This is a genomic window from Rheinheimera riviphila (assembly GCF_004005945.1).
GTDB classification, from domain to species: domain Bacteria; phylum Pseudomonadota; class Gammaproteobacteria; order Enterobacterales; family Alteromonadaceae; genus Pararheinheimera; species Pararheinheimera riviphila.
This window is the reverse complement of the sequence record NZ_SACS01000020.1, coordinates 52,497-78,201: the sequence shown is the minus strand read 5'-3', so window position 1 is coordinate 78,201 and position 25,705 is coordinate 52,497. Positions and strand designations below refer to the sequence as shown.

Below are 25,705 nucleotides of genomic sequence, written 5' to 3'. Positions count from 1 at the left end.
CATAATAACGGTGAACAGGTACAGCCGGATCGGCCTGGGGCGACCATCGAACATCTGCAAAAAATCACCGCCACTATCCCAGATGCGAATTTACCCAGCAAGACAAAGTGCAGGTGATCGACAACGCGATATTTACCTAAAATACCAGAACACCGTCGATCCTGGTTGATGTCAATTAACCCGCCCACTGCGCTTTTATTTGGTAAAAAGTTGGCAAAGCGCTAAAGGCCCCAAACTGCTGGCAAGTCAGTGAACCCGCCACTATCGCGTTCTGAACGATTTGCTGTTGTATCCCTTGATCACCTAGCAGTTGTGCCCAGGAACTGCCTCCCTCCAGCAATTGACTCAATTGCAGCAACCAGGCACCCACAAAAGAATCTCCCGCCGCTGTGGTGTCCACCACGGTCACTGGTGTCACCGGCAGTGAGATGTTGCTTGCTGGGCTGTAGCTGCGTACTTCAGCTGCGCCTGCGGTCACAATGACCCAGCGTTTTTGTAGCAACAATTCGGCAAGCCATAACTGCGGATCCTGCCCGGCAGCCAGATACCGCAGTTCATCGTCGCTGAGTTTAATCAAATCCGCCTGCTGCAATAACTGGGTCACTAACTCGCGGTTAGCGCTGCCATTTGACCATAAATTGTGGCGTAAATTGGCATCCACTGACACCAACCAGCCATGGGCTTTCGCCATTGCGACTAACGCGAAACTGGTCACGGCAATGGCATTTTCGGTCAGGCTATTCGAGCATAAATGCAGGATGCCCGGTTGCTGCCATAAATCCGGCGGGCAGTCTTCCGGTAAATACAACAAATCGGCGGCGGGCGGTCGGTAAAACGAAAAACTACGATCGCCCTGCTCATCGAGCGCCACAAAAGCCAAAGCGGTTTTCGCCAGACTGGTTTGGCGCACCGCACTACAATCTACGCCATAGTGTTTGAGCTGCGCGGTGAGAAATTCACCAAACATATCCTGGCCAACCATCCCGATAAACTTACTGTGGCCGCCCAATTTTGCGACCGCTACCGCCACATTGGCTGGCGCACCACCGGCAAAACGGCGGAATACTTCGTTGTGCTGCGGATCCTGTAGAAAATCAATCAGGATTTCGCCAAAACAACATACTGGAATTTGCATAATCTGTACCTATAGCGATGTGATGAGACGTTGCAGCCACGAATAAAACTTAAATGATTAAGGTGGAAAATAACTGATTCAGGCTTTGCTGTAAATAAACTGGCTAAAATTTCTACAAAGTGACGTTTTTCACTTGAACAATCGACAAAATGATGGTTTAAATAGCAACAACACCTGCATATGGACTTTCAACCATGCAAAAAACCACAGCGCAGTTGCTGGAAAATCCACAGCTACTTCAGCTTGAATCCGATAAATTACTTAAACGTTTTAGTTCAAGTTTGAAAACTTTGGCTAAACAAAGCTTTCCGGCTTTTCAGTCTCGGCTGCAACAGGTGTTGCCGAAGTTACTGCAGCTGTACCTGACGCTCTATGGCAATCAGTACGACTGTTATTACCAGCTCGAACAGTTGCTGAAACTGTTGGCAAAAAGCTCGGCGCAGCGCCCGGACTATTTACAGCAACAAGATCTGCAGCAAGAGCAACAGCACTGGCACCAATCAGCTCAGGCTTTGGGCGCAGCCTGCTACGTCGATTTATTTGCGGACAATTTCGAAGGCCTCGCTAACCGTATTCCGTATTTACAACAAACCGGCATTAATTACCTGCATCTGATGCCGTTGTTTAAAGCGCCGGTGCCGAATAGCGACGGTGGTTATGCCGTCTCCGATTATCGCGACACCATGCCGGAACTCGGTACCATGCCGCAGCTTGCCTTGTTGATGCAGCAGTTGCATCAACAAGGCATTAAGCCAGTACTGGATTTTGTGTTTAATCACACTTCTGATGAGCATCGATGGGCCAAGCTTGCCAAAGCGGGCAACGCCGAATACCGCGATTATTATTTTTTCCTGACCGAGCAGGAACGTGACCAGTTTGCCCCCTGTTTACGGGAGATTTTCCCGGAAATTCGTCGGGGCTGTTTTACTCAAGACCCAGACTCCAAATGCTGGATCTGGACCACTTTTAACAGTTTTCAGTGGGATCTAAACTACGCCAATCCGCAGGTGTTTAATGCGATGGCCGAAGAAATGTTGTTTCTGTCCAATCAGGGCGCGGCGGTATTACGCCTCGATGCATTGGCGTTTGTCTGGAAAGAAGCCGGTACCGGCTGCGAAAATTTGCCCAAAGCTCATCTCTTGATCCAGGCTTTTAATGCGGTGGCAAGGATTGCCGCGCCAGCCTTGCAGTTTAAATCGGAAGCCATCGTTCATCCGGATGAAGTGGTGAAATATATTGCCCCTGGCGAGTGTCAGCTGTCGTACAACCCGCTGCTGATGGCGCTGCTGTGGAACAGTCTCGCCACCCGCAAAACCCGCTTGTTATCGGAATCGCTGCGGCGGCGCTTTGAGATTGACCCGCATTGCAGCTGGGTCAACTACATTCGCTGTCATGACGATATTGGCTGGACTTTTGACGACGAAGTGGCCAGGCAGCTTGGCATCAACCCTGATCACCACCGGCAGTTTTTAAATCAGTTTTATACCGGACAATTCCCAGGCAGTTTTGCCAAAGGGGTACCGTTTCAGCAAAACCCAGTCACCGGCGATTGCCGAGTCGCTGGCATGCTGGCGTCTTTGGCTGGGGTTGAACAAGCACAGCTTGAAGGCCATGCGCTGCATTTACAGCATGCGCTGGCGCGGATTTACTTGCTGAACAGCGTGATTCTGAGCATTGGTGGTTTGCCGCTGTTGTATATGGGCGACGAGCTTGGGTTACTGAATGACTATAGTTATCAAGAAGATCCGGTAAAAAAAGACGACAGTCGCTGGGTCAACAGAGTCAAACTTGATAGCCAGCAACTATTAGCAGCACAGAGTAAAACCAGCAGCAGCGGCCAGATTTATCAACAGCTGCAACATTTAATCACCACCCGCGCCAGCTTGCCGGAAACCGGCAGTGGCACGACCCGAATTTTAACCTCCGACAACCCGCACCTGTTTAGCTATCAGCGCGAACTTGCCGGGAAAACCCTGTTATGTCTGGTGAATTTCTCCGAACAGCCGCAGCTTTGTCAGCAACTCCCGGCGGGTTTGTGGGTCGACCAACTTACCGGCCAGCATTATCAGGGCAGCGTGGTTCAGCTGAGTGCTTATCAGGTATTGTGGTTGCGGCGTTGATGGTTAAGTTGAAGCTGCTGGCGTTTTAATCTTCAGGGCCAGGCTTTTTGCCTGGACTTGCTGTTTTTCGCGGTTGGTTAATCTGCAACGCGGTGAACCCTCGCCTGACGCTGCAGGTTCACCGCGATATCAAACCGCCAACAACTACAGTGATGGTAATCTGGCGAATTGCAGATATTTACGTGTGTAATATTCACTGATTGAAATCAGCTGAGTACCATCTGCTGAAAGCGCCATGCCACGAGGCACCAAAATGGCTTCTGAATGGATCGGACTTGATCTAAAATTCGCAAGCAGCTCACCGCTCTTACCATGAAAGACGAAGATATCAGCGGCAGCGCGGTTATCCTCAAATGTTTCAGCCCCACCAACAACTAAGCCATTCCAACTACACACCATTGAGCGGCCAGAGCGCAGGCCTGCCAGGTTTTGTTCAACCTTCGCTGACTTGAGACTAGAGCCCAAAAAATCCCCGGAATCAGGCGCTGCAGTGTAGACCATTGTACTTTCAGCGTTTACACAGCTTTGCTCCGCGCGAAAATAACCATCCACGACATCCAGGATGCGACGCGGCGTAAACAGGAGCGGTGAGGACACTTCACTGCCATCCAAAGCCGTATAACGAAGCTTAACCAAAATGCCATCTTGATCAACAATCCAGCTGGGGTCCTCTGCACCTGACAAAACTCCACTCACCGTAAATCTATTATATTTGGTTGGGATTGTGCTTTGGGTATCTAGATTATGGGGAGTATCCAGTCCTAGCAGCATGGGGATACCATCCAGCCGAGCATAATACATGGTGCTGTCGAAGTCGGTTCCAGCAATAAATCGATAGACTTCACGACCGGTTTCGGCATCAACCTGTACGACTTGGTAATTCTGATTTCCTGAATCCTGTACAAACAGATAGCGACCATCACCACTAATGGTAAATCCATCAACTGCATTAACCAGATTATTGAAACTCCGCACCTCTGCACCAGAATAGACGTTGTAAGCTTTGATTGTGTTGCCTTGCTGGATAAAAACCAAGGGTTCGACCGGGCTTGCCGCAAGATGCGAAGTTTGGGTGTATCGATTGTCTGTCACTTCGAATGTTATATTTTGAGCGATCGGCTCTTTGCTCATTAACGTCAGACCGACCCGAATATCTTCATGATTCTCAACAATTGGATCACTTGAACTGACGCGGATATTGGCAAAATGAACCTGATCAGGGGTTAATCCGGCCGTATTCGCTGTTAATTCAATATATTCACCGGCTTTTCCGGTACGAGTGACTGTCAGCCAGCTACTGTCAGAAGTGGCAGTCCAAGGCATATCCGGGCGATGCGAGCTGCTGAATACTTTAACACGACGGGTTAGCACTGACCGTTCCGGCGATTGCGACAAAGCCACCCCAGTCGCACTCAGGCTCATCCGGGTCGCTTCTTTGTTAAATTTAATTTGAAGCTCTTTAGACAAGGTAATAGCATCAATCTTGACTGCAACTTTTGCTTTTCCGTAATAGCTACCACTTTCAACGGCGTTGGTATTTGCTGCAAACTGAACCACCTGAGCAGCAGAACCCACCTGACCGTCGTTTTTATTAGTCGTGAGCCAGCTTACGCCATCATCGGTGACTAAACTGACCGTAAATGGATGAGTTCTGGTGCCCGTGTTGGTGGAAATACTGAGATCGTGAGGCTGATTGTTGACGCCATCTACTCCACCAAACAACAACTCGGTGCCGGAAATCGTCAAGGTCGGTTCGGCTACCCTAATTTGCACTTTGCGGGTACTTTTGTTCCTAGCTTGCGCGGTGTCACTGACAGTCACAGTGGCATCATGGGTACCAGGCAATAAGCTCGCATAATCAATGCTGGTTTTTAATTCTGTGGCGCCCTTGCCTGAACTATTTAACACTTGCAACCAAGCTCGATCAGAACTGGCTTGCCAGGTAGTTGTAGGATCTGCATCAAAACGATGATTGATGGTTGACTGAGCCGGTTCGCTGCCATAAACGACGTCTTTGCTATACCAGGCCTCAGCAAATGTAACGTATTTTTTTATATGTAAATTTACAGTAATAGGCTGAGTTTTAAGGATATTCCCTTGCCCATCCGCCGTCCCTGCCAGAAATGTCGCCGTATAATCGCCAGGATTGAGTGAACTATGATTCACGATGCTGACTGTCAAAGTGTAACTATTGCCAGAACCAGAAATTGACATGCTCAACCAGGACGGTACATTGGTTCCTTCCGGATAAGCAGTGCCGGCATAACTGACTTTGGATCCGGTAATCGAAATGCTGATCTGCTGTTCAGTATTTTCAGATTCAAAACCGGATAAAGAGTAATTAAGTTGGTTTTTACTTAAAGTAAAGGTTCCTGGCACAGAATCACCACCGCCGCCACAACCGGCCAGCCATAACAAGGTCAGCATAAGGCAGAACGTTTTGATTAATTTTATTTGCATTGCAAAGTGCTCTTCATTTGTTCTACAAAAAAACTTCATCGCTAAAGTAGAAAGTTCTGACCTGCATACTTCAACATGAATGATTTGGGCGATAAGATTTGGTTAGCAAATGGTCTACTACGGTTCTGAAATCTGGTTAGAGAGCAAAATCGCTAAGGCCGGACGAACCAACGTCTTTGTAAAGACGGGTGGGGCAATTTAGCTGAGCAACGCAAACAAATCAACAACCTTAATAACAATATAAACACATACTTTACCTTCTGCGGCATGATCCCATACTCAGTTACGAAGAATTGGTTTGGTGATCAAACCATCGCCGCGCCAATAGTCTGCCGCACCGGAATGCCGGTTGGATCAAAATTTTCCAGGCAAAATACGTTAATACCCAGATGGTCAGGCGTAACGCGTTTGCGATGAAAAGGGTAAATGCCACAGGTTTTGCAGAAAAAGTGCCGCGCGGTATGGGTGTGAAACTGGTATTCAGTCAGCGCTGCTTCACTGGTCAGCAACCGGAATTTTGATTGGTGCACTTTGACCATCAAGGCATTTTTGCGCCGACAGATTGAACAGTCGCAGGTCGTCAGTTCCGGAAAATCGGTTTCAATTTCAAACTTTACCGCCCCACAATGGCAACTGCCCTGATAGGTTTGCAACGACCTGTTTCCAATCATGTTTTACTCCGGACTGATTTATACCTGAATGTGATAGCCGCCCTTTGGTGGCCTAGATAATCAAGCTCTGGCCAGGGTCTGGCGCAAATCATCAACCAGCCGTTTCCTGCTGCTGCGCTCATATTCAGCCGGCGAAAAAGGCATCGCAGAATCAGCGTAGTCGTCGATAAGTGTGCTCAGTTGTTGTTTCTGTTGTTTCGAAGCATCAACTGGCGCTGCAATGCTGCCATTTGCAGTAAGTGCGATCAGCTTTTCCTGCAACATTTCCTTTTTCACAATACCGGCTCCGGTGGAAGGATCTGCAATGCAAAGCCCAAAAGTACCATTAAAGAAATAAGGCAGATAAGCCTCAATCTTCGTTTCAATGGTTTCGTTGCTGCTGGAATGCTCGGCCAGAGAAATTCGAAGTTCTGTTGTCAGTTGTGACAGCACTGCTGCCCGCTCCGAGCCAGTCGGTGCCTGAGCGGCAAGCTGGACCCACCGAACGCATTCAGGCCGGAAAAACTCGCCGGTGATAGACTCATTAATCGGTGTAGTTCCAAACACTGCCGAAGCAACGGATAACCCGTCGCAAGTGTAGGTGGCAGAAGGAATTGCTTTGGCCAATATCAGTTGGTCGAGACGGTCAAGGGTGATGCCAACCATCAACGCAAAAGTGGTTTTGTCCACGAAATGAGTTTGCAAGTATGTCTCTAGTGACATTGTTTTCTCCGGGGGTTTACGACAAATACCAGGTCGAACTTGTGAGCGTCAAAGCAGCCACAGGCCGCTCTTTGTTCCACCCTAAAATACCCGATTTTATGAGTGAGCGCTTGCTTTGGAAAGCACGTTTAGAATAACAACACCACTGACGATCAGCCCCATACCCACAAAGCCCCAGGCATCAAGCTTTTGCCCATGCAGCAACCAGGCAATCGCTGTAATAATGACGACACCGAGCCCCGACCAGACAGCATAAGCAACGCCAACAGGGATAGATTTCAGCACCAGAGAAAGAAAATAAAAGGCGATGCCATAGCCGATGATCACGACTACAGATGGGGCAAGCTTGGTAAAGCCCTCACTCGATTTTAAGGCGGATGTTGCGATGACTTCGCCAAGGATGGCGATAGCAAGAAAAATCCAGCCTTTCATAAGATATCTCCTAATGTGGATCGGGTTAATGGCGTAATCTTAAAGAAATCGAAGCAATGCGGGGTCAAGTCTTGCTTTTTGCCTTTAGTTGAATGGCTCAATAGGGCAAAAAGCATGGGTTGAAGTAGGTGTATCACAATTAGGATCAGTTATTTAGCTTCAATTCTGGCCAAATGGCAAAACGCAAGACCTGACCCTAGCTTCCCAAATCTTCGCTTGACCCTCACCTCTTCGCTCACCTCTTCGAGAACAAAAGACGCGCACTTTGCAGTGCGCGCGGGCTCGTAATTGCTATTGACACTGGAACGGCTAATGGGTGACCCTAGCTTCTGCTATTTAGCAAAGGGGTAGTTTGTAAAAATTACCAGATCAGATTTATTAATTTTATTCAGTCAATAAGTTTTTGATGTCGCCTTTATTCAGAATCGCAAGGATTCCATTTTCGCCGTAAATAGTAACTTTATACTTGTCGGTATCTGCGACACGTTCAGCATTTTCATATGTTCTTTCTTCGCCTGAATGCAGTTCCACTTTCACTTTCATGACTTGCTCCGTTTTGGTTATATGATTTGTCTAACAGTGTGTTTCAACGATTAAGGCCCACAAGTCGCCGTTTCTCTCACTACATTAGATACATCAAGCTAGCCGTTTCCTGTATTAACTTCAACAATAAATCGACATCTGTTGCTGCTTAGGGCGAGAAAGAGGGTATTGTGCCCACGAGTTGTGGAAAAACAATTCATGTTTGCTGTGAAGAATTTAAAATTGATGGGCAGATCAAAATTAAACGGTTTATCCGCTTCAGCAATCCATCGTTCGATGATGTCATACTTTAATAGAAAATGCCGGGGCGTACCTATTCCGACAACTCGCAAAGCAGATAGGCAAATGGGCGATGTTTAGCAGGCAATCAACCAAACCTCAGACATCCACCCCGCTATTTTTTAGGTAAGTCCCACCCAACAACTGATTATTTTCTGCACAGGCTTGACTATTCTTTAAATCAGCAGTAAAACGATTAAGAGACAGGGTAAAGACTACAATTATAAAAAAGTAACGGACAACACCAGAGCGGCACTCCATAGGTTCAAAGCGGAGTAAATTCTTGGCGTTGTTTTTTTTAAACTCAAACTTAAACGATTAAGATGTGTTTAAGTTAAGTTTTAAAGTTCAGCACTAGTGACCCGGCAGCCTGGTAATTTCGTACCCGTTGTTGCTGGCAAAATCACTGTCGATGAACCATGCTTTTGCCCCTGATCTTGCGACAAAAATTGCGAAAAAGAATTGCGTCAAATCATGACGACAATTCATCACAAACAGCGTAAGTCGATAAGGACAACAGGATGATGAACACACAACTATTTAAACCCGCATTACTGTCGATGGCGATTTCCAGCGCCATCTTCTCTGGCCATAGCATGGCGCAACAAGCCGTCATCGATGGCGAACAAGTCGAAGTGATAGCCGTCAAAGGCATTCGCGGATCGTTAATTCGATCACAAGCTGAAAAAATGGACAGCTCGTCCATCACCGAATCTATCTCCGCTGAAGACATCGGCAAACTGCCAGACTCTTCAATTGCCGAATCGCTGTCACGTTTACCAGGCCTCGCCGGTGAACGGGTTGGCGGTCGTACTTCAGGTATTTCGGTGCGTGGTTTTAAAGAAGATTTTACCGGTACTTCGCTCAATGGCCGTGAACTCATTGGCATCGGCGACAACCGTGGCGTCGAATACGATTTATACCCATCAGAAATTATGACCGGTGCCACCATCTACAAAACTTCCGATGCCACGCTAATGGTGCAAGGCATTGGCGGCACCGTCGATTTAAAGACCGCCCGACCGTTACAAGCCAAAGAAACCTTAACCCTGAACGGCAGTTATGAGTCCGGCAGCCAGGGTTCAGATAACCCGGAATTTGATGCCAAAGGTAAAAGATTTGCGCTGTCTTTTGTCGAGAAATTTGCCGACGATACCATCGGTTTAGCCGTTGCCGCCGCGACCACCGAGTCGCCCAACAACCAACGTAAATATGGGGTTTGGGGTTATAGCACCAATGATGCAGGCCAGGTGTTACCCAGCGGTCTGGATATCCAATCGATCAGCACCAAGCTCGAACGCGATACCATTTCTGCGGTGCTACAGTACCAGCCAAATGACAAAATCAACTTCGTGTTCGACGCGCTGAAAATCGATTACGCCGATTCTGGCGTACTCCGTGGTTTTATCGAGCCGTTTTCGTCGGCGAATGTTACCGGCAGCGGCACCACCGCCAAAGGTACCCAGATTAACGCCAATCCGGTACTACGTACCGATCCGCTGCAAAAAGACGGCGATTTAGAAGCATTTGGCCTGAACATCGAATATCAACTGAATGACGACTGGCAAGTGATGTTGGATGTGGCCAATAGCCAATCGAGCAAACGTGATTTACGCGGTGAGTCTTATGCCGGCCTCGCGCGTTCAGGCGCTTTAACCAACGCCCAGCTCGGTTCACGTGAATTCCAGATGAGCCAAAACGGCGTGTTCTTTACTGGTTTGACTGGCTTAGGTGCTTTTGCCGATCCAAATGCGCTGCAGCTGACCGGACCACAAGTCTGGGGCGGCAGTCTGGCCAGTTTAGCCAGCCAGTTCCAGACCAACGTGTTACAAGCTTCCGGCACGCCGTACAGTTTTTTAAACGCACAAGACGGCTTTATGAATTACGCCGATTTTAGCGAAGAGCTGACCACAGCACGACTGGAATTCCAGGGCAATATTGAACTGGGTGTATTCACCAAATTCACTGCCGGGGTGAATTACAGCGACCGTTTTAAAGACAAAATCAACAAAGGCTTTTTCGCCACATCGACTGCTTACCCGTTTTCGACTGCCATTCCGGAGAAATACCGGCTGGGTCTGGCTGATTTAAGCTGGGCCGGTTTGGGACAGGTTGTGGCATACGATGGTTTTGCACCTTATTTTGATGGTACTTACAAGCTAAATGATGCTGGTTTACTGGAACCGGATCGCTTGGGTGACACTTATGATGTGAATGAAGAAGTGACGACTTTATACGTCAAAGCCGATTTTGACACTGAGCTTTCTGGCTTGCCGGTGCTGGGTAATATTGGCTTGCAGTATGTCGATACCGATCAAACATCCTCAGGTTTTATTGGTGTGGTTGGCCCGAACTTTAAAGTTTGTGATGATGACAACAACAACCAGACCGACGCCCGTTGTCTGGTCGAGTCTGGCGCCAGTTACAGCCATGTGTTGCCAAGTCTGAATGTCAGTGTTGAAGTACTGGACAATACCTTTGTCCGCGCCGCAGCCAACAAAACTATCAGCCGTGCCCGCATCGATCAGATGAAAGCGTCTGGCTTTGTGAAGTTCGACCAAAACATTGATTTAATTACCATTCCAAACAGTCAGGCCGCGGTGCAAACCTATGGTTCGCCCTGGTCAAAATTTGCCGGTAACCCGGAGTTAAGACCGCTGGAATCGAATAACTTTGATTTATCGTTTGAGAAGTACTTTGAAACTGAAGGTTATATTTCACTGGCGGTGTTTTACAAAGACCTCGTCAACTGGACCCGCGATGGCAATGCGCTGATCGATTTCACCAACGATCCAGGCAACGGCGGCGCCAACTATTACATTCCAAACTTCCACAACCGGGTGATTGATACCGCCGGCAACTATGGTCCGTTGGATCGACCGTACAATGTTGGTGATATCGCGACGCCACCAAATTACGGTTTTTCCTCGTTTTTTGAAGATGGTTTAACCGGTAAAGTCAAAGGCACCGAGCTGACCACCAATCTGCCGCTGAGCGTGGTTCATGACATGCTGGAAGGTTTTGGGGTTGCGGCTTCGGCCACCTTAATTGACGCCAAACTGCAGGACGGTGCTGCTATTCCCGGCCAGTCGGATAAAGTCTATTCGCTGACCGCCTACTATGAACGCAACGGTTTTGAAGTGCGTTTAGCCGGAACGGATCGCTCAGATTTCCTGACCTATCAACGTGGTGGTTCGAATAAAATCGAAACGGCTAACCGCAAAGGGGTGCGCTTGCTGGATGCACAAATCAGCTACGATTTTGCCGAAAGTGATATCGACTATCTGAAAGGTCTGCGCGTGTCCCTGCAAGGCAGCAATCTGACGGATGTCGACGAAGAAACCGTGGATGCCAATGGCATTGTGACCTTGCGCCGGCAGTTTGGCCCGACCTATATGCTGAACTTTAATTACTCGTTTTATTGAGTGGGATCATTTGGCCAAGGCGTGATATTCGCCAGTTGAACAGGAGCTCATCATGCCGCATGTTTCGGTCACAATAACCGGTCGCGGCATGATGAGATCTACTTTTACGAAAGCCCGAAAATCTGAAATCAGGGTCATCTGATGATAAAAAAAGTTGTGATTGCAGGCGGCGGCACTGCTGGCTGGATGGCGGCCGCATTATTGAAAAAAGTGCTGCACCAGCAAATTGATGTCGAGCTGGTGGAATCTGACGATATCGGCATTATCGGCGTTGGTGAAGCGACTATTCCGCCCATTCAGGTGTTTAATCAATATCTTGGCCTTGATGAAGCGGAGTTTTTACGCGAAACCAAAGCCACTATTAAACTCGCGATTAAATTTGAAAACTGGAAAACTAAAGGTGAAAGTTATTATCACACCTTTGGCGCACCAGGCGCCCAGTTAGGTTTTTGCCCGTTTCAGCATTATTGGTTACAGGCAAAAAAGGCTGGTCTCACCGAATCATTATGGGATTTTGACCTGAATTTCCTTTGTGCCGAACAAGGCAAATTTAACATTATCAAAACCCCAAATCCGCTGTACGAAATGCCCTATGCCTATCATTTTGATTCGGGTTTATATGGCCGCTATTTACGCAAAATTGCCGAAAAAGCAGGCGTGGTGCGCACCGAAGGCATGATTGAGCATATACAGCAAGATGCGATGAGTGGCCATATCCGCAGCTTGCATCTCAAGGACGGGCGGCAAATCGACGGTGATTTATTTATCGATTGCACCGGACTACGCGCTTTACTGATCCGCAAAACCCTCGGCGTGGCCTTTGAAAACTGGAGCCAGTATTTACCGGCCAATAGCGCCCTCGCCGTGCCGAGCGAACGCTTCGCCCAAACCCTGCCCTACACCCGCAGCATCGCGCATAAAGTAGGCTGGCAATGGCGAATTCCGCTGACCCACCGCAATGGCAATGGCTTGGTGTATTGCTCGGATTATTTGTCGGACGATGAAGCTCATCACACCTTGATGGGAAATCTCGACTCAAAAGCTTTGGCCGAACCACGCAAAATCTCTTTTCAGACCGGTCGCACCATGCAGCAATGGTGCAAAAACGTGGTGTCGATTGGGTTATCCTCAGGTTTTCTGGAACCACTGGAATCGACCAGTATTCATTTAATTCAGTCCGGCATTGTGCGGCTGCTGAAAATGTTCCCGCATCAGCAAATTTCGCAAACAGTGATTGATTATTACAACGCTGATTCTAAACAAGAATTTGAAACCGTCCGCGACTTTATTGTGCTGCATTACCATGTCAATCAACGGGACGATTCTAAGTTTTGGCGGGATATGCGCCAGATGGCCATCCCGGCACGGCTGACCGAAAAAATCGCGTTATTTCAGGAAACTGCCGCCATTTTTAACGACCAGAATGACATTTTCCGCGACGCCTCCTGGCTGCAGGTGATGCTGGGGCAAGGCATTGCACCCCGCGATTATCATCCGGCAGCCAAAGCCGTACCGGACGCGCAACTGCTGCAAACACTGCAGAAAATCCGTGGCGCCAAACAACAACCGCTGGCGCAGATGCTGTCGCATGATGAATTCCTCCTGCGCTATACCAAACAATAACAAGCAATAACCAGCTTCTGCGTTGATGAAGGACCATAAGATGACCCGATTTTTACCAATGCTTTTATTAGTGATGGTTGGTTATTGCAGCAGTGGCTGGGCCGCCAACACAACGGCCAGCACCAAAACCAGTGACGCGCCGCAACAATGGCAGCTGCAATCGCCGGATCAAGCGTTGACGCTCGCCTTAGCTTTGGACGGCCAAGCCTTTAGTTATCAGCTTAGTTTTAAAGGCCGCCCGGTGTTAAAACCGTCCCGCTTGGGGATGGCGTTTAAAGATCAACCAGCGCTGCAGGCGAATTTAAAAGTGCTGAAAGTGACGCCACGCACCAACAATACCAGCTGGCAGCCGGTGTGGGGACAACGCGCGACTATTGTGGATCACTTCGCCGAGCTGGTGGTGGATGCGATTGAAACCGGCACCAACCCACGGCAACTACAGCTGATTTTCCGCGCTTATAACGACGGCATCGCCTTTCGCTACCATCTGCCAGCGCAGCCGCATTTAAACAAAGTCGTCATCAGCAACGAACTCACCGAATTTGCTTTTGCCCGTAATTTTAAAGCCTGGTGGATCCCGGCCTATCGCAATCAACGTTTTGAATATCAGTATTTAAACTCGGCATTAAGCTCCATCGATGTGGCCCATACGCCGCTGACGCTGACCGACGAAGGTATTGCAATTGCGGTACACGAAGCGGCGCTGGTCAATTACGCCTCGATGACGCTGCGTAATATCACCGATAACCACATCACGCTCACCGCCGATTTAGTACCCTGGGCCAATGGCGATAAGGTCTATACCCAAACGCCGTTTAGCACACCGTGGCGAACCATTCAGGTGGCGGACTCGGAAGTAGCGCTGCTCGATTCAGATCTGATCCTGAACTTAAACGAGCCACCAGCAAAAGACGTCGAGCTGGGTTATATCAAACCAGGCAAATATATCGGCATCTGGTGGGAAATGCATATCGGCCAGAAAGACTGGTCACCCGGCCCTCTTCAGGGCGCAACCACCGAACGCGCGCTGCAATATATTGATTTTGCCAGCCAACACGATATCGACGGTGTGTTAGTCGAAGGCTGGAACCAAGGCTGGGAAGGTGAATGGTGGCAACGTCCGCCGACTTTTAGTTTCACCAAAGCGGTGGCCGGTTTTGATATCAACAAGGTTGCGGCTTATGCCAAAGCAAAAGGCGTACGGTTGATTGGTCATCATGAAACCGCCGCCGGGGTGCAGTATTACGAACAACAAATGGACGAGGCTTTTAAGCTTTATCAACAGCTTGGCGTGAACTCAGTGAAGATGGGTTATGTCGGCACCCGGGTTGATCAAAACCAGTGGCACCACGGCCAGTATATGGTTGAGCACTTCGGGCGCGTCACCGAAACCGCGGCGCGTTATGGCGTGATGGTGAACGCCCATGAAACGGTGAAAGATACCGGCCTCAGCCGCACTTATCCGAATTTAATGACCCGCGAATGTGTCCGCGGTATGGAATACAACGGCGGCAGTCCGGACAGCGGCAACCTACCGAACCATACGGTGATTATCCCCTTTACCCGGGGTCTGGCAGGCCCTATCGACTTTACCCCGGGTATTTTTAATTTTAATTATCAACAACATCGCCCGAATAACCGGGTTCCTTCGACCCTGGCCAATCAGTTGGCGCTTTATGTGACTTTATATAGCCCGCTGCAAATGGCCGCCGATTTACCGGAGAATTATCAAGGACATCCGGCCTTTGCTTTTATCGACGCGGTACCGACCGACTGGCAACAAAGCAAAGCGTTACAAGGGAAAATCGGTGAGTATCTGGTGATCGCGCGCCAGGATAAACACTCAGCAAACTGGTACTTAGGCGCCACCAGCAACGAACAGGCGCGGGAGCTGAGTGTAAAATTAGATTTCCTCAAAGCTGGCCAAAGCTATCAAATGATTAGCTACCTTGACGCCCCGGACGCCCACTGGGAAACCAAACCAATGGCCTATCAGATCACTAAAAGTGTGGTGAAAGCCGGTAGTACCATTGAGTTAAAGCTGCAGCCCGGTGGTGGCGCGGCGATAGAGTTTATTCCGATACAGTAGACATGTAATGGGTCGGTAAATAGCTGCAATGTACTGACCTTTTTTACGAATTGCCCCGCAATGACAGACCCAATCAACTCACCACGTTGTTGCCACAGACAGTGTTACCACACGCAGTAGGCATTCACCGGCAGCCGTCCTGCAACCTTTGTTTTGAACATCGTGCCGTATAAAAAATCGGCAGTGGTTCTAACAGCTTAAGAAAATATATCAAGTTTTCATCACAAAAATATAAAGCACCATTCTATGGCGTTTGCCAACAATTGCCCGGCGATAGTTGTGACCGCCCAAGCTTATTTGGTTTCAGGCTCAATATAAGACAACAAATATGCTGCAGTTCATTCTGTTGTCGACAAGTTCAGCCACTCAAGCACAATAATAAAACATTAAAATATCTTATTTTTGATTTTTAAACAAACATTTAATAACAAACATTTAGTAACAAACAGAGGAAATATTGATGAATAATGACACTTTAATTCTGGTTTTCATTTCAAACAATCCGCCACAATTGATGCCATTGTGGCAAGTTCTGACCAAAGAATATCAATGCATGGTCACCGACAGTATGGACAATGTTGAATTATACAGTCTCAAAAAAAATGACTGTATTTATCATCGAGGAAGAAAGTAGCTTTATTCTGGCGCAACAGCTGCTGGCAGAGAGCCCTCAGGCCGCGGCCATTATTCATCTGCATAGTCACACATTCCGCTTAACCGGCCCGCTGGAGCGCGCATCGATTGAACAGTTTATGCAGGTCTATCAAAAAATATTATTACCACTCCCGCAACCACTCCTCAGTGCTCCCTCTTACAACACGGCGTCACTCAGTCGCAAACACAAAGCACTGGTGGAAAAAACCTGCCTTTACATTCAACAACATCTGGAGCAACCGCTGACGCTAAGCTCAATCAGCAAAGCGATGAATACCAATCGCAACAGTTTAGCCAAAGCCTTTAAAAAGGAGCTGAATATCGGGGTGTCCGCCTGGTTGCGCGCACAACGGATGCAGAAGGCCCGGCAACTGTTGCTCGATACCAATTTAAGTATTCAGGAAATATCTGCACGGCTGGGCTATCCGCTACAGGCCAATTTTTCCACTTCTTTTAAAAGTCTGTTTAATCAGACTCCGAAACAAATCCGACGGGAGCTCAATGATGTCTGAAGGTGTTTGCCGAAGCGGTCAGATTGCGCCGCTGCGCGCATGCAACTGGCCGGTTCAAGCCGCTGGCCGGCACTGCGCCTTCAGTTTCGACGGCAGAATGTCGTTGGCATCGCGCTGTTCTGCTGGTATTGCAGCCTCAGACAGCAGCCCGGGCGATTGGCACGTATCTGGCTTCTGTATTTGCTGCTGTACTGGCTGCAGTACTGGCTTTTACGACGCGATATACAACGGCAATGGAGAATGATATGCAAACAGATCCGATCCTGATGGTCAGCCTGATCAGGCAGTGCAACGCCGGGACTGAAACCGCGGAGTTGCTGCTGCACTGGCTGAAACAAGCGGTGTTGCTGGATGTTCAGCGCCACGGTCGTGCTTTGTCTGCATCGTTGGTCCGGAATCTAATGACAGAGTTCGGCCCGATACTGCAGGCGCTGGCCAGTCTCAGCGACGATCCGCCGCAGCAGGCGGCATGTCAGCAGTTGTTCAGTCAGATCTGCGCTTTTTATCGTGACCTGAACCCTGCTTGCGGCGACACCGGGCCTGAGCAGCCCACCGTTGCCATGCCCCCGGTTGCAATACCTGCCAGCGGCTTTGCCATCGTGGCGGGGAGCAAAGATACCCCGCCAGAGCAAAAGGGGCTAGCCGGCCCGCCAAGCTATAACCGTTATGACTAGAAACCGCCCGGACAGGAATTAAACATGCAACTCACTACTTTGGATACCATTGATTTTCTGCAGCTGAATGCGCTATTGCAACAAACGCTGGCCTTTGCAAAAGACAATCCCTATCAGCAACGCCCCCTGAGCCCTGCCCGACTGGCGGCATTTGGTGCCCAGATGCAGCAACTGTTTATTTTCAGCGAGCGCTGGCAACTGCTGCCCGAACAGATCAGCCTGGCCCAGGCTGAGCAAGTGTCAGCGGTATATCCGGACACCCAAAGCGCGCTGCTTGATTTATTGTACAGCTGTCCGCTGCCATCAGATGCCGAGCATTGGTTTGATTATCAGCAGGAGTACCGGGCCCGCACACAGCAAAGCAACGGCCTCAGCACATTGATCCACTGGCACCAGCAGTTATATCAACAATTGCTCAGCCGTTTCCCGCTGCTGCAACTGCCGTTTCCCCCAGGCGCCAGCACGGCAGCCTCCGACGCGACCACCGTGCCTGCGCCTGAGACGCTGCAACCAGCTGCCTGCACTACGCCGCCCTGCAGCATGTTGCCTGCGCTGTTGCTGTAACAGGCGCTGCTATGGCAGCCGATGAACAGGTGGCAGTATTTGATCGGTTTGGCTGGTACTGGCAACCCGCCAGCTGGTTACAGCAGATGTCGCCGCAGGACGCAGTCACCGCCACCCGGCAGGCCATTGATTTATCGCCAATAACTGCAGCACTGCAATCAGATGCGGCACAACAGCAACAACGGGCGGCAGCAAAACGCAGTGTGATGCAGCATCTGCTGGATTCACTGGAACAACAGCGGTTTTAAGTAAGCGACGGCAGCCAGCAGCAAACACAGCCAGCCAAGCCTGGCTGATATGTCGCCGCCTGGCCGGGCACGCCTGCCACAGAGTCCGCGTTGCACTGAGGAGATTAAGATTGCTCCGGCTTGGCCGGTGGCGATAAAAAATAACTGAATACCCTCGCTGGCAGCGAATGTGTGCCAGGGCCCGGCGCACTGGCCGCAGCAGCAGCTTGCGGCGGCGGATTGCTTTCCGCACGGGTATGGGCGCTGGTCTTGTTAACGCCGCCGGCAAAGGCTTTGATCGTCTCCGATTCTTCATTCCCCATGCTCAGACGTGCCGCATCGACCACCTCACTGTATTGTTTGCTCAGCGTAGGATTTTGCAGCCACTTAGCATAGGCAACCCCCATGGCCACCATGTTCACCGTGTTCTGATTACGGTATGCATCCACTTCGTTCTGCGCCGCCAGCGCGATGGACTGGGCAATCGACGCGCCGGCGGCCTCTTCCGCCGTCAGGCCCAGCTTCGAACTTGGCGGCGTTTGCTGTTTTGATTCAGTCATATGCGGTTCTCATTGGTTAGTGGCTGTCGCGATTTCCCGGCGATTTCCAGGCAGATGTCAGCCTGGGTTTGCCATCTGCATTTTGACCTGGGCCAGAAATTCGCTCAGGGTGTTCAGACCATCTGCATCAATACTGCTTTGCAGACAGCTGCCGGCCTTCAGCGGCTCTGTTGGACCTATCTGCACAGAAAGCAACAAGCGATTTTGTTGCCGGCTGAAATCAAGGGACCATTGCGCCTGCGCATTGTTGGCAGTCTGATCAAATGACGCTTTGAGACAATTAAATATCTCGGCGGCTGGTGGTGTCGTGGGCATAGCAGACTCCTGAAATCACAAATGAATGCATAGATCCGGATCGGTCTATGAACTCAGAATTTTGTTACAAACCTGCACCATCGCCGAATTAGCCAGTGTCTGTGCCGCATATTGGTTTGAGGTGTTGTTTAGCATCGTCAATGAGGTGGCATTGACCAACGCCCCCAGCGACAGTGTCTGCAGAGTTTCATTGCTCTGACTTTGCACTTCGTCATTGATGGCAACTGAGCTTTTGATGTAATTGGTGTCGGACATAATAGATACCTGTCTGATGGTCATCCTTTGAGCCACAGCGCAAACAGATGTGCGGGCCAGGACAAATGCCTCCTGAAAAACGCCCGCCTCGGGCGCTTTTCAAAGAGTGCGACTTTGGTTACTTGTTCTGGGCAAACAACTTGGTGACACCCAAAGTGGTCGCGGCCTGGTAGGCCACATTGGCCTGCTGCTGCGCATACACGGCATTGGCTGCTGCCATCGCCACTGAATTGCCAATGGTCTGATACAAACTACCCATCGCCATCGCGGGTGCTTCGGCCAGTACTTTGGTATTGGCAATCGTGACTGCATCAATAATGGCGCCATTGACTGCTGTTGGTTGAGATGTGCTACTCATCGTGTTCTCCTTTTACACTGATCAAACCCGGTTATTTGTTATCTGCAAACAGCTTGGTCACGCCAAGGGTACTGGCGGCCTGATAGCCGACATTAGCCTGCTGCTGCGCGTACACGGCATTTGCCGCGGCCATCGCCACTGAATTGCCAATGGTCTGGTATAAACTACCCATCGCCATCGCCGGCGCTTCGGCCAGCACTTTGGTATTGGTCGTCACAATTGAATCGACAACAGCGCCATTGACGACTGTTGGCTGAGCTGGAGCATTTGACATAATGAATTCTCCTGAAGTGGCTTGCGCCTACTTACTGATGGTTGAATCGTTGTTGATCACTTGTTCTGACTGAACAATTTAGTGATCCCTAAGGTTCCGGCAGACTGAGAGGTGACCCAGCCCTGTTGCTGGGCATAGACGGCGTTTGCCGCTGCCATCGCCACAGAATTGCCAATCGTCTGATACAAATTTCCCATTGCCATCGCCGGAGCAACAGCGACGACAGACGCGTTAGAGCCGGCGACCGCATCAACGATGGCTCCGTTAACTTCACATGGTTGTGACATGAGCTAATCTCCCGATGGACGAGACTGAAACCACGAGGTGGTTACGAATTTTGTGCGAACAGTTTGGTCACCCCAAGGGTGGTCGAAGCCTGATACACCACATTGGCCTGTTGCTGGGCATAGACCGCATTGGCCGCCGCCATCGCAACAGAATTGCCGATAGTCTGATACAAACTACCCATCGCCATTGCGGGGGCTTCAGCCAGAACTTTTGTGTTGGTAATAGTGACAGAGTCGACGACCGCGCCATTTACAAGTTGTGCACTTGACATAATCTTTCTCCATGGTTTTTGAACCGCTAGGACATTGTTTTCGAATCCGTTTTCAGGGACTCTGCCTTAACAGTGCATTGGCTGTGCCAGTGAAAACATTGCCACACAAATACATATCTATATGTTTTATATATATTTTTAACTTTCATTGTGGTTACAGAACGATCTGACACTACCAAGCAGCGGTTCATTTCATCCAGTTCAGAAATTCCGGCGGTCTGATCCGGCTACCGGACAACAGCCGGTCGGAAAATCGCACTCAACCATGCGGCGTCGGCGCCAGCAGTCGGACATAACGCGCGGGCAGCGGGAAACCGACGATCTGGCTGCCGCTGGGCGTTTTTTGGAAATGCTGATGCACAAAAATGGCCGCCAGATTCGGATTGGTCAGGGTGGTGACAATGGCAAGATCATGCTGTGCCCGTGCAAAAGCGGCGATATTGCCAAGTGTTTCGGCAATCAGCTGGTCGGCATATCGCATCGCCTGTTGTGGCCATAGCGGACTGAACAAGCCAAAGTCCGCCGGTAAGATGTTTAGATAAGTCAGGTAAAGGATGTGGTCACGGCGCATCAGCACCAGTTCCGAGCAGATCGACTGGTCTGGCAGTATCAGTTGCTGCCAGTACCAGGACAGATCCGATGGCAGAGGTGTGGGTTGCTGCATGCTGGTATGGTCGGCCGATAACGGCGGCTGATATGGCGTCAGCCAGTCACTTTGCATATCGCGGTAGATACGGGGTCGCTGTTGCTGCAACGGCGTCAACTGGGCTGCAATACGACTGCCCAGCGTCAACTGTAAATCCTGTTCAAGCCGGGCTTTGGGCAACAGGCTTTGGCGGGTCAGCAAACTCATGCCCGGGTGGCTCAGTCCCCGGCATACATCTGGCGGATCGCCTGCAGCTCGGCAGATTCGGCCAGCGGCTCAGCATCCGCTTCCGGCGCGGGTTCTGTCACGTCTGCCGCGGCAAATAACAGTTCCTGCTGTGCAAACAGCTGGCCGACATAGTGTTGCATCTGGCCAGCAGATAAAACACCCGGTTCGCCAATCACATTAGGGAAAACCAACGCCACCGGCTGCACAGGCTGTAAATCAAACAGCGCCAAGGCTTGTTGCAATAAGTCCTGGCCACTGGCGACTGTCTGCTGCGCCACTGCATTTTCGGGTTTATTTTCGGGTCTATTTTCGGGTTTATCCGGCTGCATCATGGTTTAGCGCCAGCTATGCAACACGCCGGCTACCGCCGTTGCCTGATGCGTGATGTTGGCCTGTTGTTGGGCAAATACCTGATTCAGCGTTGCCAGACCCAGGTTATACGCCAGATGCTGATACTGGCTACCCATGGCCATCGCTGGCGCCATCCCCACGGTCAGCGCATTGACCAGCGCAACACTTTGCGCCACAGCATGATTGATCTCGGTCATAGATTCTCCTTGTTTTCAGGTGACTGCGCGGGCAGCCGTTCCAATCAATCCGGTTTCAGATCCGTCAGGACCCCTGCACCGACTGTGCCCACTTTTGCCAGGTTTTCCACGGCAAAAGTAATGGTTTTGGTGGCATTTTCGATAATGTCTTTGTACGCCGTATTTCCTGGTTCGGCCAGCCAGGCGGCCGACGCCACACCGATGACCGTAGTCTCAATCGTGTTTAGATTTCGCATCAGATCGACCGCACTTTGTACGGCGAGCGCAATGGACTGATTCACCGACGGCTGGATCAGTTGCTGGGCTGAACTGGTCGCAGTATTGCTTTCACTCATCGCCCTGTGCTCCCTCGCTGTCTGCACTTTGTATCTGATGCGCCATCGTCGTATCCACTTGCTGCAAAAATTCCTGCATATAAGCCAGCGAGACCGCGGGTTGATTCACATCAGCCGGCAGTAGCGTCACAGCCTGCAGTGCCTTGAGATAAGCGGCATCCGCTTCCAGCACGGCAATCACTGCCAGCCCATTGGCAGCGACCGGCTGTTGCAGACTGTCCAGCGCGGCCTGCATCGCGTTAAAAGTGTCGGCGGCCTGGTTTTGCTGAGTTTTCACCGCACCTTTTAACGCTTTGCTGACATCAATAAATGCGCGAAATGCCTTCAGCTCATCCGCTGCAAACCGGGCTGTGGCTTCTGCGATCGCGGCAATCGACACACTCATATGCAGACTCCATCGTAGTTAACCATAGCGGCTGTATTGGTCCAGTTGCTGCTGCAAGGACTGCCGCATCTGTTCAAAACGCGCGTGCACTTCCTGAAAATACGGGGTATGACCACCCAGCGCGTTGCTGTGCAGGCTTTGCAGAAACACTGCCTGGGCCTCGGCTGCCCAGTCCGGCCATATGGACTGCATGATGTTGCTGTCAATAAAAAACATCGGCTGCGCCGTGGGATCTGCCGCACTGGGATCTGCCCCATTTGGATCTGCCGCAGCGCTGGCCGCCGCATCCGATACCGTCGCCTCCACCGGCCCGTCAAATGCTGCGGCACTGATCGGCTGACATTGGTAGTCGCCGTCTGCAGTTTTCACCGCTTCAAACAGCTGGACCGTTTTTGTCATCATCTCCCCCTCCTCGCTGTGGACCAGACGTTGCCAGCGTACTGTGCATCGTCGTGTGGATCCGCTGCAGCAACAGGTCCATGTTGCCAATATTGCTCTGCTGCAACTGTAAGGCATCTGCCAGCGCTGGTGTACGGCCTGCTGTACTGCCTTCTGCGCTGCCTTTTACATTGCTAAGCGGCGCGGGCGCGGCCACCGGCTGCTGCTCTTGTAACTGCTGCACCTGCAACTGCTGTACCATCTGGCTGAGCTTGTGTTGCTGCTCAAGCATCAGTTGTGCCAGTTGCTGGCTGGAATCAGTTTTCAGTTGTTGCAGTTGTTGACGGGCGGCATCTCCTGGCGCCATCGGTTGAACGGTCTGGCTCATAGCATCACCTCGTGCGCCACACCGCCGCGGGTCTGGATCTGCGCCAGCCGACGCTCAATGACTTTGCGGTGCACGCCCAGCAGCCGCGCCGCTTCGGTTTTATTGCCATTGCTGCGTTCAACCGCTTGGGCAATCAGCGCGTCATAAATGGTTTTCAGTTTGTTGTTGACCGGCATTTCAATAATTTCCTGCGCTACCCGCACCGCCCAATCGACATGTTCTTCACACATCGCCAGTTGCTGGATGCTTTGCGCCGTCACTTCAGGTCCGTCTGCCAGTACAGCCAGCTTGTCGACACAATTCTTCAACTGACGAATATTGCCGGGCCATTCGGCAAACTGCAGCAATTTCAGCGCACAGCCACTGAAACGGATCCGGTTGGTCAGACGGGCAAAATACTGCGCCAGCAGCGGAATATCATCCCGACGCTGTTGCAGCGCCGGGACCGTGATCTCAAATAGATTGATGCGATACCATAAATCTTCGCGGAACAGCCGTTGCTGCACCTGCCCGGCCAGATTGACATGCGAAGCGCTGATAACCCGCCCGGTAAATGCTTCGGTTTCACTGCTGCCGATCCGGCTGAACTGGCGGCTTTCCAGCACCCGCAATAACTTCGCTTGGTGGACCAACGGCAATTCGGCAATCTCATCCAGGAACAAAGTGCCGTAATTGGCTTGATAAAAAAAACCTTGTTGCTTTTTGTCGGCGCCGGTAAAAGCACCTTTTTCGTGGCCGAAAAACAGCGACTCAAATAAATTCTCCGGAATAGCGCCGCAGTTCACACTGACAATGCGCCCCAACCGGCCACTTTTCTGGTGAATGGCCTGGGCTATCAGATCTTTGCCGGTACCGGTTTCGCCATGCAGGAACACAGCCCCGTCACTGAGCGCAATTTTCGCTATATACGCCGCCAGCGTTTTCATCGCTTTATTCTGGCTGATGACGCCCGGTAAAACCTCCGAACACATCATGGTCAAATTATTTGCAGCATTCACGAACGGCTCTCCATGTCCAAATGAAAATGATGCTAGCACCGCCGAGCGGCGTACCGCTTTTGAATTCATCTTTATTTTTTTTGAATTTGTCACTACTTCAATTTAAACCCCAGCGCATGACCAGACTAAATCATCCAGCGTGCTGCTAAACATGGACAATTCCGGCCATATAAAAAACGCCCACCGCAACAATAATCCTTTGAATTAAAGTCATACAATGTCAGCGGACGCTACAAACAAAACACAAACACCTGATTACATTGAAATTCAATGCGCACCACAGCATTTAATCAATACGAAAAACACAGTGGCAGGATTTTTGAATTGATTGGCCTGTGCATCACAGTCTGACGACTAAAACCCTCTCATCATTTGGAGACCATCATGAAGAAATATATCTGCAGCCCGCTCAGTGACATGGCCACACTGTTTGACAATGTATTTGGGGCAAACTTTACCCGGGCCGTGATCAGTGCAGAAAAGCCCAAAGCCAGTGAATGGATCCAGCCATTTTTTTCCAGCCGGACTGACGCGCTGATCTTCCAGGATATTTTGATCGGCAGGTTATCGATTGACGACAGCTCCGTCGACAAGCTTGAAACGGAGTTGATGACCAGTGATATGTATTACAGCATTACGCTGGCGGTACTGAACAAACTGCGCAAGGACACTGAAACTTTTCTGACAGAATCAGCTGCGCAAATGAAGCTGGAAGGCAGCGGATGTACCTTATTAATCTGTGGGTTAGGCAATGCCGGTGTCCCGTTGCTGTATAACGGTGTGAACCAGTGGCTGGACAGCACGCAGCTAGCAAAGTATCTGGATTCGCTGCAAATCGAGGATCCGGCCACATTGAAGCTGTATTTGACCAGCAATGCCAGTGCAGCCTCGAAACAGTACAGCTTCAGCAGTATGGAGCAGCTGCGTGAGCAGTTCAGCAACAACCTCGAATCGCAAAATGCATTTTTACTGCTGACGATTGGTACGCAAGGCAGCCTGGCGGCTGAACTGCAAAAATCTCTGCTGAACAAAAGCGTGGCGACCAAACACGATTTTTCCAGCACAGAAGTCTATGGCTATTTATTCCCTTGCCTGACCCAAGGCATTGAATCCTATGGCGTGGATCAGGAAACTCAGAGTCTGACCGATTACAAATCGCTGAGCATGACGGCGATGGTCAGCGTGCTCACCAAAGACCGGCAGTATTACCAGCAAATTCCGATCCGACGCAGTCTGACCAAGGTCAAGATGCCCCCTCCAAGCCTGTGAATCTGCCCATTCCGGCCATTTTTTTTCAGTTCAGCGGTGAAGCACTGGTTTTGCAGCATATATCGCAGGCTCAGCCGCTTCCTGCATTCAACATCGAGG

Annotated in this window: 30 protein-coding genes; 9 read left to right on the top strand and 21 right to left on the bottom strand. The window is 50.3% G+C overall.

Translation table 11 applies throughout. The features are described from left to right. Positions 1-175 precede the first annotated feature (175 nt). Entirely contained in the window at positions 176-1,135 is a 960-nt protein-coding gene (locus tag EOE67_RS16345; protein WP_127700409.1) for a carbohydrate kinase family protein, read from the bottom strand. Between the two features lie 194 nt (positions 1,136-1,329). On the opposite strand from EOE67_RS16345, the gene EOE67_RS16340 reads away from it, so the two are divergent. Then, complete coding sequence (locus EOE67_RS16340; RefSeq protein WP_127700408.1) at positions 1,330-3,255, top strand: alpha-amylase family glycosyl hydrolase; 1,926 nt, start codon at positions 1,330-1,332, stop codon at positions 3,253-3,255. Positions 3,256-3,399: 144 nt separating this feature from the next. Here the strand turns inward: EOE67_RS16340 and EOE67_RS16335 are convergent, their stop codons facing one another. The 5 genes from EOE67_RS16335 to EOE67_RS20550 all read right to left on the bottom strand — a co-directional run bounded on the left by EOE67_RS16335 (position 3,400) and on the right by EOE67_RS20550 (position 8,063). Next, the gene (locus EOE67_RS16335; RefSeq protein WP_127700407.1) at positions 3,400-5,715 is read right to left on the bottom strand and encodes a hypothetical protein; all 2,316 of its coding nucleotides are present in this window, start codon (positions 5,713-5,715) and stop codon (positions 3,400-3,402) included. 305 nt (positions 5,716-6,020) lie between these two features. Beyond that, complete coding sequence (locus EOE67_RS16330) at positions 6,021-6,386, bottom strand: GFA family protein (protein ID WP_206099634.1); 366 nt, start codon at positions 6,384-6,386, stop codon at positions 6,021-6,023. A gap of 60 nt (positions 6,387-6,446) precedes the next feature. Then, complete coding sequence (locus EOE67_RS16325; protein ID WP_164852399.1) at positions 6,447-7,070, bottom strand: DUF6058 family natural product biosynthesis protein; 624 nt, start codon at positions 7,068-7,070, stop codon at positions 6,447-6,449. Between the two features lie 114 nt (positions 7,071-7,184). Beyond that, positions 7,185-7,520, bottom strand: a complete 336-nt coding sequence (gene qacE / locus EOE67_RS16320) for a quaternary ammonium compound efflux SMR transporter QacE (RefSeq protein WP_127700405.1) — start codon at positions 7,518-7,520, stop codon at positions 7,185-7,187. A gap of 384 nt (positions 7,521-7,904) precedes the next feature. Further along, the gene (locus EOE67_RS20550) at positions 7,905-8,063 is read right to left on the bottom strand and encodes a hypothetical protein (protein ID WP_164852397.1); all 159 of its coding nucleotides are present in this window, start codon (positions 8,061-8,063) and stop codon (positions 7,905-7,907) included. An 800-nt stretch (positions 8,064-8,863) separates the two neighbouring features. Here EOE67_RS20550 and EOE67_RS16315 point away from each other — a divergent pair. From EOE67_RS16315 to EOE67_RS16285, 7 genes are all read left to right on the top strand, one after another. Further along, complete coding sequence (locus EOE67_RS16315; protein WP_127700404.1) at positions 8,864-11,767, top strand: TonB-dependent receptor; 2,904 nt, start codon at positions 8,864-8,866, stop codon at positions 11,765-11,767. A gap of 141 nt (positions 11,768-11,908) precedes the next feature. Beyond that, positions 11,909-13,390: a tryptophan halogenase family protein gene (locus EOE67_RS16310; protein WP_127700403.1), complete on the top strand. Its 1,482-nt coding sequence runs from the start codon at positions 11,909-11,911 to the stop codon at positions 13,388-13,390. Positions 13,391-13,430: 40 nt separating this feature from the next. Continuing rightward, positions 13,431-15,479, top strand: coding sequence for a glycoside hydrolase family 97 protein (locus tag EOE67_RS16305; protein ID WP_127700402.1), 2,049 nt, complete (start codon positions 13,431-13,433; stop codon positions 15,477-15,479). A 602-nt stretch (positions 15,480-16,081) separates the two neighbouring features. Further along, complete coding sequence (locus EOE67_RS16300) at positions 16,082-16,645, top strand: helix-turn-helix transcriptional regulator (protein ID WP_164852395.1); 564 nt, start codon at positions 16,082-16,084, stop codon at positions 16,643-16,645. Between the two features lie 245 nt (positions 16,646-16,890). Then, positions 16,891-17,319, top strand: coding sequence for a hypothetical protein (locus tag EOE67_RS16295; RefSeq protein WP_127700400.1), 429 nt, complete (start codon positions 16,891-16,893; stop codon positions 17,317-17,319). A gap of 24 nt (positions 17,320-17,343) precedes the next feature. Continuing rightward, positions 17,344-17,883 carry a hypothetical protein gene (locus EOE67_RS16290; protein ID WP_127700399.1) on the top strand — a complete coding sequence of 180 codons (540 nt, stop codon included), beginning with the start codon at positions 17,344-17,346 and terminating at the stop codon, positions 17,881-17,883. Positions 17,884-17,894: 11 nt separating this feature from the next. Continuing rightward, positions 17,895-18,131: a hypothetical protein gene (locus EOE67_RS16285; protein ID WP_127700398.1), complete on the top strand. Its 237-nt coding sequence runs from the start codon at positions 17,895-17,897 to the stop codon at positions 18,129-18,131. Positions 18,132-18,235: 104 nt separating this feature from the next. Here the strand turns inward: EOE67_RS16285 and EOE67_RS16280 are convergent, their stop codons facing one another. From EOE67_RS16280 to EOE67_RS16210, 15 genes are all read right to left on the bottom strand, one after another. Then, positions 18,236-18,670: a hypothetical protein gene (locus tag EOE67_RS16280; RefSeq protein ID WP_127700397.1), complete on the bottom strand. Its 435-nt coding sequence runs from the start codon at positions 18,668-18,670 to the stop codon at positions 18,236-18,238. 57 nt (positions 18,671-18,727) lie between these two features. Then, positions 18,728-18,985 (bottom strand): hypothetical protein, encoded by a 258-nt coding sequence (locus tag EOE67_RS16275; protein WP_127700396.1) that lies wholly within the window; start codon positions 18,983-18,985, stop codon positions 18,728-18,730. A 45-nt stretch (positions 18,986-19,030) separates the two neighbouring features. After that, the gene (locus tag EOE67_RS16270; protein WP_127700395.1) at positions 19,031-19,240 is read right to left on the bottom strand and encodes a RebB family R body protein; all 210 of its coding nucleotides are present in this window, start codon (positions 19,238-19,240) and stop codon (positions 19,031-19,033) included. 118 nt (positions 19,241-19,358) lie between these two features. Further along, positions 19,359-19,598, bottom strand: a complete 240-nt coding sequence (locus EOE67_RS16265; RefSeq protein ID WP_068062437.1) for a RebB family R body protein — start codon at positions 19,596-19,598, stop codon at positions 19,359-19,361. A gap of 31 nt (positions 19,599-19,629) precedes the next feature. Next, a complete protein-coding gene (locus EOE67_RS16260; protein ID WP_127700394.1) occupies positions 19,630-19,872 on the bottom strand; it encodes a RebB family R body protein in 243 nt (80 codons plus the stop codon). 56 nt (positions 19,873-19,928) lie between these two features. Continuing rightward, positions 19,929-20,159: a RebB family R body protein gene (locus EOE67_RS16255; RefSeq protein WP_068062443.1), complete on the bottom strand. Its 231-nt coding sequence runs from the start codon at positions 20,157-20,159 to the stop codon at positions 19,929-19,931. A 41-nt stretch (positions 20,160-20,200) separates the two neighbouring features. Continuing rightward, a complete protein-coding gene (locus tag EOE67_RS16250) occupies positions 20,201-20,431 on the bottom strand; it encodes a RebB family R body protein (protein WP_068062446.1) in 231 nt (76 codons plus the stop codon). Between the two features lie 259 nt (positions 20,432-20,690). Beyond that, positions 20,691-21,284 carry a hypothetical protein gene (locus EOE67_RS16245; protein WP_127700393.1) on the bottom strand — a complete coding sequence of 198 codons (594 nt, stop codon included), beginning with the start codon at positions 21,282-21,284 and terminating at the stop codon, positions 20,691-20,693. An 11-nt stretch (positions 21,285-21,295) separates the two neighbouring features. Next, the gene (locus EOE67_RS16240) at positions 21,296-21,637 is read right to left on the bottom strand and encodes a hypothetical protein (RefSeq protein WP_127700392.1); all 342 of its coding nucleotides are present in this window, start codon (positions 21,635-21,637) and stop codon (positions 21,296-21,298) included. Between the two features lie 3 nt (positions 21,638-21,640). After that, positions 21,641-21,853 (bottom strand): RebB family R body protein, encoded by a 213-nt coding sequence (locus tag EOE67_RS16235; RefSeq protein WP_127700391.1) that lies wholly within the window; start codon positions 21,851-21,853, stop codon positions 21,641-21,643. A 44-nt stretch (positions 21,854-21,897) separates the two neighbouring features. Further along, positions 21,898-22,188, bottom strand: coding sequence for a hypothetical protein (locus tag EOE67_RS16230; RefSeq protein ID WP_127700390.1), 291 nt, complete (start codon positions 22,186-22,188; stop codon positions 21,898-21,900). Then, entirely contained in the window at positions 22,181-22,573 is a 393-nt protein-coding gene (locus EOE67_RS16225; protein ID WP_127700389.1) for a hypothetical protein, read from the bottom strand. The genes EOE67_RS16230 and EOE67_RS16225 overlap by 8 nt, the downstream gene beginning before the upstream one ends. 18 nt (positions 22,574-22,591) lie before the next feature. Then, positions 22,592-22,972, bottom strand: coding sequence for a hypothetical protein (locus tag EOE67_RS16220; RefSeq protein ID WP_164852393.1), 381 nt, complete (start codon positions 22,970-22,972; stop codon positions 22,592-22,594). Beyond that, positions 22,947-23,339, bottom strand: a complete 393-nt coding sequence (locus EOE67_RS16215; RefSeq protein WP_127700387.1) for a hypothetical protein — start codon at positions 23,337-23,339, stop codon at positions 22,947-22,949. The genes EOE67_RS16220 and EOE67_RS16215 overlap by 26 nt, the downstream gene beginning before the upstream one ends. After that, positions 23,336-24,337 carry a sigma 54-interacting transcriptional regulator gene (locus tag EOE67_RS16210; protein ID WP_164852391.1) on the bottom strand — a complete coding sequence of 334 codons (1,002 nt, stop codon included), beginning with the start codon at positions 24,335-24,337 and terminating at the stop codon, positions 23,336-23,338. Before EOE67_RS16210 ends, EOE67_RS16215 begins: the two co-directional genes overlap by 4 nt. 384 nt (positions 24,338-24,721) lie before the next feature. Between EOE67_RS16210 and EOE67_RS16205 the strand changes: the two genes are divergently transcribed. Then, the gene (locus EOE67_RS16205; RefSeq protein ID WP_127700385.1) at positions 24,722-25,606 is read left to right on the top strand and encodes a hypothetical protein; all 885 of its coding nucleotides are present in this window, start codon (positions 24,722-24,724) and stop codon (positions 25,604-25,606) included. Positions 25,607-25,705: the final 99 nt, after the last annotated feature.